This is a genomic window from Micromonospora sp. CPCC 205558 (genome assembly GCF_036902955.1).
Lineage (GTDB): Bacteria > Actinomycetota > Actinomycetes > Mycobacteriales > Micromonosporaceae > Micromonospora.
In genome coordinates, this window is record NZ_JBAKHR010000017.1 from 113,232 (window position 1) to 125,090 (window position 11,859).

Below are 11,859 nucleotides of genomic sequence, written 5' to 3' on the forward strand. Positions count from 1 at the left end.
CGGCGGCACCCGACCCGACGGAGACTCCGATGACCCAGCTGACCGACCTGCTCGCCGCCGTCGCGCACGGCGTCGACCCCGGCCCCTTCGCGCTGCTGCGTCGCGACGGCGCCGACGAACTGGACCTGTTCACCGGCCCGGTCGACACCGTCGAAGGGCTCACCGACATTCCGCTGCCGCCGGGCCCGCCCGGGGCACGGACGCTGGCCCTGGTGCCGTACCGGCAGATCACCGAGCGCGGCTTCGCCTGCGTCGACGACGGTGCCCCGCTGGAGTTCCTCCAGGTCCGCGAGCACCAGCGGATCGCGCTGACCGACGCCCTCGCCGCGCTGCCCGACGAACCGGTCCACACCACCGACGCCGGTTTCGACGTCAGCGACGAGGAGTACGCGCGGACCGTGCAGCGGGTGCTCTCCGAGGAGATCGGTCGGGGCGAGGGCGCGAACTTCGTCATCCACCGCGCCCTGCACGCCACCGTGCAGGGCCCGCCGCTGCGTGCCGCGCTGGCCGCGCTGCGCCGGCTGCTGATCGGCGAGCGCGGCGCGTACTGGACCTTCGTGGTGCACACCGGCACCCGGACGCTGGTCGGCGCCAGCCCGGAGCGGCACGTCAGCGTCGACGACGGGCTGGTGATGATGAACCCGATCAGCGGCACCTTCCGCTGCCCCGGTGGCGTCGCGGACCGGACGGCCCTGCTGCGCTTCCTCGCCGACCCGAAGGAGATCGAAGAGCTGTACATGGTGCTCGACGAGGAGCTGAAGATGATGGCCACCGTCGCCGAGCACGGTGGGCAGGTGATCGGGCCGTACCTGAAGGAGATGTCGCACCTGGCGCACACCGAGTACCTGCTGGCCGGGCGGGGCACCCGGGACGTGCGGGAGGTGCTGCGCGAGACGATGTTCGCCCCCACTGTGACGGGCAGCCCGATCGAGAACGCCTGCCGGGTGATCGCCCGGCACGAGCGCCGGGGTCGGGGCTACTACGGCGGCGTGCTGGCGTTGCTCGGTCACGACGAGGCCGGCCGGCAGACGCTCGATGCCCCGATCCTGATCCGGACCGCCGAGATCTCCCCCACCGGCCGCCTGCGGGTGCCGGTCGGCGCGACTCTGGTCCGGCACTCGACGGCGGCCGGCGAGGTGGCCGAGACGCACGCCAAGGCCGCCGGTGTGCTGGCCGCGCTCGGCCTCGGTCCGGCGGCGTCCGTCGGCGACCGTGGGCCGGTCGCGCGGCTGACCGACGACCCGGCGGTACGCGAGGCGCTGGCCGCCCGTAACGCACCGCTGGCGCGGTTCTGGCTGGACCAGCGGTCACCGGACGCGCCCGGACTGCCCGGCTTGGCCGGCCGCCGGGTGTTGATCGTGGACGCCGAGGACACCTTCACCGGAATGCTGGCCCACCAACTGAGCGCGTTGGGTCTCGTGGTGAGCACCCGGGCGTGGCACGCGAGCGGCCCGGTCGACGACTACGACCTGGTGGTGGCCGGTCCCGGGCCGGGCGACCCTCGCGGCGTGGACGAGCCGAAGATGGTGGCGCTGCGCGGGCTGCTGACCGGACTGCTGGCGAGCGGCCGTCCCACCCTCGCGGTCTGCCTCGGGCATCAGGTGCTGGCCGGGCTGCTGGGGCTGACGTTGCACCGCCGGGAGGCGCCCTATCAGGGGTTGCAGCGGGAGGTGCCGGTGTTCGGCCGGATCCGCCGGGTCGGGTTCTACTCGACGTTCACCGCCCGCGCCGAGGCCGACCGGTTGGCCACCGCGTACGGGCCGGTGGAGCTGGCCCGGGACCCGGGCGACGGCGCCGTGCACGCCCTGCGGGGACGCGGCTTCGCCGGGGTGCAGTTCCACGCGGAGTCGGTGCTCAGCCCGGACGGGCTCGCCGTGCTGAGCGAGCTGTTGACCGACCTGCTGCCCGCGACACGCCAGGACGAGCTGGCTGCGACGCGCGGAGGCGCATAGTCGCCCTGTCCCGGGGGTAGGGCGTGATGGATCGGTGGCGCGGACGGGCCCGAGAGCCCCCGCCCGCGCCACCGGTCGCAGTCGTCCGTCGGCCCGGGCACCGGTCCGCCGGCTCAAGTTTTCCGCAACTTTCCGGTTGTTCCGGCCCGCCGTCACGCGAGGGCGACGATCCTGAGGAGATCGGTGCCGGCGGGATCGCGCCGCCGCCCCGCACCGGGCACCTGAACGGGGGATCGCGCTCCGCCCGCAACGGAGCTGGCGTAGCGCGATCAGGGGATCGACTCGCCCCGCCCGCGCTCAGTGGACCAGGGTCGCCATCAGCCGGTCCAGTTCCGCCGCCGGGTCGGCGGTGAGACCGGTGTGCACCGGCCCCGTCTGGATCATCGTGCTGCGCGGCGCGGCCAGCCAGTGGAACCGCTCACCGAGCCGCATCCGGGTCGCCGGCCCGTCACCGGAGCACGTCCGGTCCCAGGAGTCGAGCACCGCGGCCACCGCCGGCAGGTCGACGTCGGGTGCCAGCGCGCGGACCCGGTCGGCGTCCAGGTGCGTCCGCGCGGCCAGGTAGTCGCGCTGCTGGCAGTAGAGCAGCACCCCGACGTTGATCTGCTCCCCGCGCTCGATGCGGGGTACGAGCCGGATCAGCGCGTACTCGAAGGGTTGCCTCATGCCCCGCTCCCCGGTGGCAGCCAGTCGGCCGTGCGGGCGACGCGGCGGGTCAGGTGTTGCAGGTACGCGTCGCGAGCCGAGTCGGCCGTCTCGAAGTCGGCTGCGGTCAGCCACTCCCCCGGCACCAGGGCCAGCACGTCGGTGAGCAGCTCCGGGGTGACCTGCGGGGCCAACTCGGCGTCGGCCTCGGCCAGCCGCGACGCATACGGTGCCAGCACGTGATCCTCCGCGCGGTAGGCCCGGTGCACAGCGGCTTCGGCGCGCGGCCAGTTGTGGTGGAAGTACAGCGAGGCGCCGTGGTCGATCAGCCACAGCTCCCGGTGCCAGACGAGCAGGTTCGGGTTGCGCCAACTCCGGTCGACGTTCTCCACGTACGCGTCGAACCAGAGCACCCGGGAGGCCAGCTCCGGGTCGACGGGGTGCGCCACCGGGTCGAAGCCCAGCGCCCCGGGCAGGAAGTCCATCCCGAGGTTGGCGCCACCGCTGCTGCGCAGCAGCTCCTGCACCTCCTGGTCGGGCTCGGCCCGCCCGATGACCGGATCGATGTCGAGGACCACCAACGGCGGCACCCGCAACCCCAGTCGGCGGGCCAGCTCACCGCAGATCACCTCGGCGATCAGCGCCTTGGGCCCCTGCCCGGCGCCGCGAAACTTCGCCACGTAGGTGCCCAGGTCGTCGGCCTCCACCACGCCAGGCAGCGACCCACCCTCGCGTAGCGGGGTGACGTAGCGGATCGCGGTGACCTGGCGGAGCACGCCGCCCACCCTACTGGGGCCGGCCCGGCACGGGTGGCGGGCCGGCCCAGACCGGCTCGCACCAGCTCAGTCGAGCTTGTCGCGCAGCTTGTCGACCTGGGTCTGGAGGCGGTCCACCGCGCCCTCGTTGTTGACGAACGTGGTGATCCCCGCGGCCAGACCGAGACCGATCAGCACAGCCAGGATGCTGAGGACCAGGCCACCGATCGACACGCCACGCCCGGTGACCCCGGGTCGACGCGCCATCTTGAGGCCGACGATGCCGAGGATGATGCCGATGATGCCGAGCACCAACCCCAGCCAGGCGAGGATCGCCGTCAACACGCTGAACAGACCGGCCACCCCGAAGACCAGGGCGAAGGTCGCGGCGGCGCTCGTCTTCGCGCGGGCGCCTCCCCGATGGCTGCGGGACCCGGCGGTTACGCCGGCACCCCGGGCCGGCTCGCTTGCGGCAGTCATGAGACTCCCTTCCGTACGCGCGGGGCGCGCACTTCCGGCGAGCCGCTTTCCCCCGCGGGGCCCGGTTACGCCTCCCACCAGCAGGAGTGTCGGTGGTCGGCCCTACGCTGGCTGCCCGGCCATGGAAAGGACACCCGATGCCTGTCGACCTCAGCGCGGCCGAGGCGCTGGCGCTGCGGATGACCAGTCTGCTGCTGCGTCCGCATCCGAGCATCCGACCCGGCACCGTCGCGGAGGTGGTCGAGTGGTTCGGCGCGATGCAGGCACAGGACCTGGCCAGCGGGTTGTGGTCACTGGGCGCCCGGCTGCCCGGGTGCGGCGTCGCCGACGTGCAGGCGGCGTTGGAGCGGCGTGAGGCGCTGCGTACCTGGCCGATGCGGGGCACCGTGCACCTCGTCCCGTCCGCCGACGCCCGCTGGATGTTGGAGCTGACCGGCGTACGATCGCTGGCCGGCGCGGCGACCAGGCGGGCGCAGCTCGGGCTCACCGAGACCGACGCGGACCGGGCGGTGGACGTCCTCGGCGCCGCGTTGGCCGGCGGCGGTCGGCTCACCCGCGCGCAGTGCCTGGCCACCCTGCGGGCAGCCGGTCTGGGCACCGACGGGCAGCGTGGTTACCACCTGCTGTGGTATGCGAGCGTCCGTGGCGTGATCTGCGTGGCGCCGAACGTCGGCACCGACCAGACCTTCGCCCTGCTCGACGAGTGGGCACCCGAGCACCGTCGGCTGGAGCGGGACGAGGCGCTGGCCGTGCTCGCCCACCGTTACGTTCGCGGGCACGGCCCGGTCACCGACCGCGAGTTCGCCGGGTGGAGCGGGCTCACCCTCACCGACGCCCGGCGCGGCCTGGCCGCCGCCGACGACGCGCTGAGCACGGTACGCGTGGACGGCACGCCGATGTACGTCGACGCGGCCCTGCCCGACGCGCCGCGCAGCACGCCGGACGACGTGCTGGCGTTGCCCGGCTTCGACGAGTACCTGCTCGGCTTCCGCGACCGCACGTTGATGCTCGACCCCGCCCACCAGGCGGCGGTGGTGCCGGGCAACAACGGTGTCTTCCAAGCCACCGTGGTCCGCGCCGGTCGGGTGGTGGGCGTGTGGAAGCGCAAGGTCGCCCGCACCGCGGTCGCCGTGACGATCCAGCCGCTCACGCCGCTCGACGTCGCCGCGCGGGCCCGGGTGGAGCAGGCGCTCGGGCGTTACGCCGACTTCCTCGGGCTGCCGGCCCGCTTCGACTGGTTGGCCTGACCGACGGCGTCACCCGTAAACGCTGCCGGGCCGGTCGGTCGTGGGCGGGCGGCGCTGAGCAGGTCGACGATCCGGGTCACCCGGGGGTCCGCGCGGATCTGCGCCACGCTGGCCGGCAGCGGCAGCCGCCAGTTCGGATACTCGTCCACCGTGCCCGGCATGTTGGGTTGGCGCACCTCGCCCAGCACGTCGTAGAGGGAGACGCCGAGCAGCCGGGTCGGGCTGGCCGCGAGCGCGGCGTGCATCGCCGCCACCGCCTCGTCGTCATCGGGTGTCGGGGGCAGTAGGTTCTCGGCGCGCAGCATGGTGAACAGCCGGTCCCGATCGGCGGCGGCGCGGGCCCGCTCCTCCGCCACGTCGGTGCCGAGCAGTTTCAACTCGTCGCGCACCCGCACGTGCTCACCGCTCAGGAAGCCCGGCGCGGTGGGCAGGTCGTGGGTGGAGATCGTGGCGAGGGCGTTGCGCGGCCACCGGGCCGGTGGCACGAAGTCACCCTTGTCGTCGCGCGCGAACCACAGCACGGTCGAGCCGAGCATGTTGCGCCCACGCAACCCTCGGGTCACCGCCGGTTGGACCGTGCCGAGGTCCTCACCGACCACCACCGCGCCGGCCCGGTGCGCCTCCAGCGCGAGGATGCCGAGCATCGCCTCGGCGTCGTAACGCACGTAGGTGCCCTCGGCCGCGCCGCCGCCCGGCGGCACCCACCACAGTCGCCACAGACCGGCGACGTGGTCGACCCGCAGGCCACCCGCGTGCCGCAGGGCGCGGCGCAGCATGTCCCGGTAGGCGGCGTAGCCGGTGGCGGCGAGTCGGTCCGGACGCCACGCGGCGAGACCCCAGTCCTGGCCGAGTTGGTTGAAGTCGTCCGGCGGAGCGCCGACCCGCACGCCCCGGGCCAACACGTCGGCGAGCTGCCAGCCGTCCGCGCCGCCCGGGTCGATGCCGACGGCCAGGTCGTGCACGACGCCGACCGGCATCCCCGCCGAGCGGGCCGCCGCCGTGACGGCGTCGAGCTGCTCGTCGCAGAGGTGTTGCAACCAGGCGTGGAAGGCGACCCGGTCGGCGAGCTGCCGACGCTGCTCGGCGACCGCCGGGGCGTCGGGGTGGTGCAGCTGCGTTGGCCAGGCACGCCAGTCGTTGCCGTGCCGCTCGGCGAGCGCGCACCAGGTGGCGAAGCTGGTCAGCGCCGGGTCCGCGGCGAGGTCCACCGGCTGGGCGTACGGGTGCAGCAACTCCAGGGCGTGCCGCTTGGCGGCCCACACCTCGTCGTAGTCGATCAGGGGACCCCGGTCGGGACGCAGCGCGTCGACCACCGCACGGGTTGCCGGGTCCGCCGCACGGTACGCGGCGGTGCCACTGACCCGCAGGTAGAGCGGATTGACGAAGCGTCGACTGGCCGGCGAATACGGTGAGGTGGCCACCGGGTGCGCCGGCCCGACCGCGTGCAGCGGGTTGAGCAGCACCAGCCCCGCCCCGGTCGCACCGGCCCACTCGGTGAACTCGGCGAGGTCACCGAGATCGCCCATGCCCCAGGAGTGCTCCGAGGTGAGCGCGTAGAGCTGGAGCATCCACCCCCAGGTCCGCGGCGGCACCGGCAGCCGGCGCGGCACCACCACCAGTGTCACCTCCCGGTCGGCGCAGGCCAGCCGGTGCCACCCCAGCGGCAGGTCCGCCGGCAGCTCACCGTCGACAGGGCGGCGACCACCGTCCTCCAGGGTCACCACCCCTGGGCCGGGCAGCGCCCGGCTGCGGCCTTGGGTGAGCACCACCGTCTCCGGCAGTGCGCTGCGGTCGACCGCACGGGCTGCCGCGAGCGCGTCGGCGATTGCCGCCGGGCTGGTGGCGTCCACGCCGAGCAGCCCCAGCACACCCACCACGGTCTCGGGTGCGACCTCGACGCGGCGGTGCCGCCAATCCTCGTACCAGGTGGAAACACCGTGCGCGTTGGCCAGCGCGGCCAATCGTCGGTCCATGCCCCCCCCGCTCCCCAACGCGACCTACGACCACCCTCCCACGCCCACCCCACCCCGCAGAACCCCCACCAACCCCCTCCCACGCCCACCCCACCCCACCCCGCCGAACCCCGCCCCGCCCCACCCCGCCGAACCCCGCCCCGCCCCGCCCCGCCCCGCCCCGCCCCGCCGATCTTGCACTTTCTGTCCCGACGTAAGGGGCATTCCACCTGTATCGACAACCGAAAGTGCAAGATCGGCGCGCGGGGGCGCGCGCGGGGGGCGCGCGGGGGCGCGCGAGGGGGGCGCGCGGGGGCGCGCGAGGGGGGTGTTAGTCGGCGAGGGCGCCGGCGGCTCGGCCCTCGTGCAGGGTCAGGTTGCGGCCGGTCGCCGGGTCGAACAGGTGAATCTTCTCCAGGTTGAACCAGACGCGCCGCGTCTGCCCTTCGGCGACCGGGGACTCGGCGGACAGCCGGGTCACCAGGTTGCCGCCGGCACCGGCGAAGTCGCCGGCACCCGCGTCCGCGGCCAACTCCTCCAACTCGGCGGCGCTGGCCTTCTCACCCTCGACGGTGAAGTAGACGTACTTGTCCGAGCCCATCGACTCGACAATGTCCACCGGCGCCTCGAACTCCATGCCCCGCCGACGGGTGTCGTCGTCCACCAGTTCGGCGTCCTCGAAGTGCTCGGGCCGGATGCCGAGGATCAGCTCGCGGGGCGCGTCGGCGCTCTCCAACTCCCGACGGACCCGGTCACCGAGCGGCACCTGGCCCAGGGCGGTGTGCAGCTCGCCGTCCTGCACCGCGGCGTGCAGGAAGTTCATCGACGGCGAACCGATGAAGCCGGCCACGAAGAGGTTGCGCGGGTGGTCGTACAGCTCCTGTGGCGGCCCGACCTGCTGCACCGCACCCCCGCGCATGATCACCACGCGGTCGCCGAGGGTCATCGCCTCGGTCTGGTCGTGGGTGACGTAGACGGTGGTGGTGCCGAGCTGCTTCTGCAGGCGCGACACCACCGTGCGCATCTGCACCCGCAGCTTGGCGTCGAGGTTGGACAGCGGCTCGTCCATCAGGAACGCCTTCGGCTGGCGGACGATCGCCCGGCCCATCGCCACCCGCTGACGCTGCCCACCGGAGAGATTGGCCGGCTTGCGGTCCAGCAGCGAGGTCAGCTCCAGCACCTTCGCCGCCTCGTCGACCTTGCGGTCGATGGTTTCCTTGTCGAGCTTCGCCAGGCGCAGCGGGAACGCCATGTTCTCCCGCACCGTCATGTTCGGGTACAGCGCGTACGACTGGAACACCATGGCGATGTCCCGGTCCCGGGGCGCCTTGTCGTTGACCCGCTGGCCGCCGATGCGCAGCTCGCCGGAGCTGATGTCCTCCAGCCCGGCGATCATGTTGAGGGTGGTGGACTTTCCGCAGCCGGAGGGGCCGACCAGGATCACAAACTCGCCGTCGGCGATCTCCAGGTCGACGTCCTGCACGGCGACGGTCCCGTCCGGGAAACTCTTGCTCACCTTGTCGAGCACGATGTCAGCCATGACTACCCACCTATCCCTTGACTGCGCCGGAGGTCAGGCCGGAGACGATGCGGCGCTGAAAGAAGAGAACGAACAGGATGACCGGAACGGTGATCACCACGGCGGCGGCACAGATCGCCCCGGTGGGGTCCTCGAACTGTGACGCGCCGGTGAAGAACGACAGCGCCGCCGGCACCGTGCGGGACTTCTCCGTGGAGGTCAGCGAGATGGCGAACAGGAAGTCGTTCCAGCAGAAGATGAAGACCAGGATCGCCGTGGTGAACATCCCGGGCGCGGCCAGCGGGGCGATCACCCGCCGGAACGCCTGCGCCTGCGTCGCGCCGTCCATCTTCGCGGCCTTCTCCAGATCCCACGGGATCTGCTTGAAGAACGCCGACAGCGTGTAGATCGCCAGCGGCAGCGCGAAGGTGACGTACGGCAGGACCAGCCCTCGCCAGGTGTCGAAGATCCCGAGCTGCCGTTCGATCTCGAACAGCGGCGACACCAGTGACACCTGCGGAAACATCGCGATCAGCAGGGAGATGCCGACCAGCAGCTTCTTACCGGGGAAGTCCAGCCGACTGATGGCGTACGCGGCCATCGCGCCGAGCACCACCGCGATCAGCGTGGCGATCAGTGCGATGCCGATGGAGTTGATCAGCGCTCGGACGAACTGGTCGGTGTCGAAGATGGTCCGGTAGTTGTCCAGCGTCCACTCCCGCGGGATGAAGTTCCCGTCGGTGAGGGTGGCCGGCGTCTTGAACGACAGCGAGGCGATCCAGAGCACCGGGACCAGCGCGAAGACGACCACGAGGATGTCCAGCAGACCCCAGCGCAGCTTCGCCCGGGTGGTGGTTTCGACAGCCATGTCAGCGCCTCTCCCCGTCGTCGCTACCGGGGGCAGCGGTGCCGAACAGCTTCACGAAGACGAACGCGATGATCGCCACGGCGATGAAGATCAGCACCGACATGGTCGAGCCGATGCCGAGGTTGAGACCCCGCAGCAGGTTGTTGTAGGCGAGCATCGACACCGACGAGGTCTCGTTGCCTCCGGCGGTCAACACGAAGATGTTGTCGAAAACGCGGAACGCGTCGAGCGTGCGGAACAGCAGCGCGACCAGGATCGCCGGCTTCATCACCGGCAGCATCACCTTGGTGAACTTCTGCCAGGCCGTCGCGCCGTCGGTGGAGGCGGCCTTGAGCAGGTCGTCCGGCACCAGGGCCAGCCCGGCCATCAGCAGCAGCGCCATGAACGGCGTGGTCTTCCAGATCTCGGCCAGCATGATGATCGCCAGGGAACTGGCCCGTTCGGTGAGCGGCGCACCGTCGCTGAACAGGTCGGCCAGGTAGCCGGTGCCGGGCGTCCAGGCGTACCGCCAGGAGAACGCTGCCACCACGGTGACGATCCCGTACGGGATAAGCGCCGAAGTCCGGACCAGGCCCCTGCCGACCAGGGTGCGGTGCATGATGATCGCCAGGCCCATGCCGAGCACCAACTCGACGGCGACGGTGACCACCGTGATCAGCGTGGTCACCCCGAACGCGGTCCACCAGAACTCGTTGGTGAGCACGGTGACGTAGTTCTCCAACCCGACGAACTCGCGCTGGTCGGGAAAGCGCAGGTCGTAGCGCTGCAACGACAGCCAGAACGAGTAGATGATCGGGTACGCGGTCACCGCGATCATGACCAGCGCCGCAGGGGCGCAGAGCAGCAGGCCGAGCCCGCGTTCGGCCCTCTTGTTCTCACTCAGCGGGGGCCTGCCACGGCCGCCGCGCTGGGTGGGCACGGTCGCGCGCTGGCCGTCGGTCTGCTCCGGCGTTTCGATGCTGGCGGGCCGGGTCACGGTGCCACCTCTTCTCGCGACTGCGAGGCTCGCAACACCGACTCACTCCTCGCGCTCATGGAAGAACCCCCTTCGACTGGAGGGCGTCGGAGATCGCGCCGCGCAGCTCGTCGGCGGTCTGCTGCGGACGGATCCCGGACGGCGGCGACAGGATCGCCGACATGACTGTGGAGATGCTCTGGTAGGCGGGGGTCAGTGGCCGCGTCGCCGGGTCCTTCAGCTCCTCCAGGATGGTGTCCTTCATCGGGTACGCCTCGGTCATCTCCGGATCGTCGAAGACCGCCTCGATGGTCGGCGGCACGCCGTCGTTGATGGCGGAGAACTTCTGGTGCTCGGCGCTGCGGATGCACCGGGCCGCCTCGAAGGACTGCTCCGGGTGCTTGGAGTAGGAGCTGACCGCCAGGTTGACCCCACCGATCGTGACCTTGCTGGGGGTGCCCTCGTCGATGCCCGGGATCCGAGCCCAGCCGACCTGCTTGGCCAGGTCCGGGTTCGCCTCCTGGAGAGCCGGATAGACGAACGGCCAGTTCACCTGGAACGCGCCGGCGCCGGACTGGAACTCCAGCCGGACCGGGTCCTCGGTGGCGTTGCTGAACGACGGCGAGGTCACACCCGACGTGGCGAACTTCTTCAGCTGCTCCAACGCCCGGACCGTGCCCTCGTCCATCACGGCCTTCGTACCGTCGTCGTTGAGGATCTTTCCGCCGGCGCTCTCGGCCAGGGTGTTGTAGAGGACGACCAGACCCTCGTACTGCGCACCCATGGTGAGCACCTGGTACGGCTTGCCCTGGTCCTTGAGCTGCTGGGCCGCGCTGATCATCTGGTCCCAGGTGGTCGGCGGCTGCGGCACCAGATCTTTGCGGTACCAGAGCAACTGGACGTTGGTGTTCTTCGGCGCCGCGTACAGCTTGTCCTCGTACCGGGCGGTGTCCAACGGCCCGGCGAGGGTGCCCTGCTCGACCTCGGCCCTGTCCTGGCCGGTCCACTCCCGGATCCAGTCGGCGCTGGCGAACTCCTGGGTCCAGGTCACGTCCAGGCCGAGCACGTCCATGCCGGTGTCCTCGGCGGCCAGCCGGCGCACCATCTGCACCCGCTGGTCGTCGGCCTGCCGGGGCAGTACCCGGTAGGCGATCTCGTACCGCCCCTGGGCCTGCGCGTTGCAGTCGTCGACGACCTTCTGCAGGTTCTGCTCAGGCGGGTAGTACAGGTTGATCGTCGGTGGGCCGCCGGCGTCGTCCGCGCCGCACGCGGCAAGCGGCGCGACAAGTGCCAGCGCGGCAGCCGCCGCGCCCAGCCGAACAACCGGCCGGCGTCGGTGTCGAGCCGTTTCGGGGTCCGTCATCGCCCTCCCCCTCTCCTCGGCGAATGACCGGGGAGGGCATCCGCGCCCCGGCGCACGGCGAGCCGATTCCGGGCCGGTGAGCTGCGGAAACTCCGGCCCAGATGCTCTGTGCGGCTACACTGC

General features: G+C 71.7%; 10 protein-coding genes. 2 read left to right on the forward strand and 8 right to left on the reverse strand.

The features are described from left to right. Positions 1–29 precede the first annotated feature (29 nt). Positions 30–1,952: an anthranilate synthase family protein gene (locus V6U86_RS20225; RefSeq protein ID WP_334505413.1), complete on the forward strand. Its 1,923-nt coding sequence runs from the start codon at positions 30–32 to the stop codon at positions 1,950–1,952. Between the two features lie 297 nt (positions 1,953–2,249). Here V6U86_RS20225 and V6U86_RS20230 read toward each other — a convergent pair whose 3' ends face one another. From V6U86_RS20230 to V6U86_RS20240, 3 genes are all read right to left on the reverse strand, one after another. Beyond that, a complete protein-coding gene (locus V6U86_RS20230; protein WP_285797258.1) occupies positions 2,250–2,618 on the reverse strand; it encodes a DUF3037 domain-containing protein in 369 nt (122 codons plus the stop codon). After that, complete coding sequence (locus V6U86_RS20235; RefSeq protein ID WP_334505414.1) at positions 2,615–3,373, reverse strand: HipA family kinase; 759 nt, start codon at positions 3,371–3,373, stop codon at positions 2,615–2,617. Before V6U86_RS20235 ends, V6U86_RS20230 begins: the two co-directional genes overlap by 4 nt. 66 nt (positions 3,374–3,439) lie before the next feature. Then, positions 3,440–3,832, reverse strand: a complete 393-nt coding sequence (locus V6U86_RS20240; RefSeq protein ID WP_334505415.1) for a hypothetical protein — start codon at positions 3,830–3,832, stop codon at positions 3,440–3,442. Positions 3,833–3,969: 137 nt separating this feature from the next. On the opposite strand from V6U86_RS20240, the gene V6U86_RS20245 reads away from it, so the two are divergent. Then, complete coding sequence (locus V6U86_RS20245; RefSeq protein ID WP_334505416.1) at positions 3,970–5,079, forward strand: winged helix DNA-binding domain-containing protein; 1,110 nt, start codon at positions 3,970–3,972, stop codon at positions 5,077–5,079. Here the strand turns inward: V6U86_RS20245 and malQ are convergent. The 5 genes from malQ to V6U86_RS20270 all read right to left on the reverse strand — a co-directional run bounded on the left by malQ (position 5,031) and on the right by V6U86_RS20270 (position 11,736). Further along, positions 5,031–7,052, reverse strand: a complete 2,022-nt coding sequence (malQ, locus tag V6U86_RS20250) for a 4-alpha-glucanotransferase (RefSeq protein WP_334505417.1) — start codon at positions 7,050–7,052, stop codon at positions 5,031–5,033. The two genes, V6U86_RS20245 and malQ, sit on opposite strands and share 49 nt — an antisense overlap. A gap of 310 nt (positions 7,053–7,362) precedes the next feature. Then, on the reverse strand, positions 7,363–8,571 hold the full coding sequence (locus V6U86_RS20255) for an ABC transporter ATP-binding protein (protein WP_334505418.1): 1,209 nt from the start codon (positions 8,569–8,571) through the stop codon (positions 7,363–7,365). A gap of 10 nt (positions 8,572–8,581) precedes the next feature. Beyond that, the gene (locus tag V6U86_RS20260; RefSeq protein WP_334505419.1) at positions 8,582–9,418 is read right to left on the reverse strand and encodes a carbohydrate ABC transporter permease; all 837 of its coding nucleotides are present in this window, start codon (positions 9,416–9,418) and stop codon (positions 8,582–8,584) included. 1 nt (position 9,419) lies between these two features. Beyond that, positions 9,420–10,394, reverse strand: a complete 975-nt coding sequence (locus V6U86_RS20265) for a carbohydrate ABC transporter permease (protein ID WP_442934976.1) — start codon at positions 10,392–10,394, stop codon at positions 9,420–9,422. A 55-nt stretch (positions 10,395–10,449) separates the two neighbouring features. After that, entirely contained in the window at positions 10,450–11,736 is a 1,287-nt protein-coding gene (locus V6U86_RS20270; protein ID WP_334505420.1) for an ABC transporter substrate-binding protein, read from the reverse strand. Positions 11,737–11,859 lie beyond the last annotated feature (123 nt).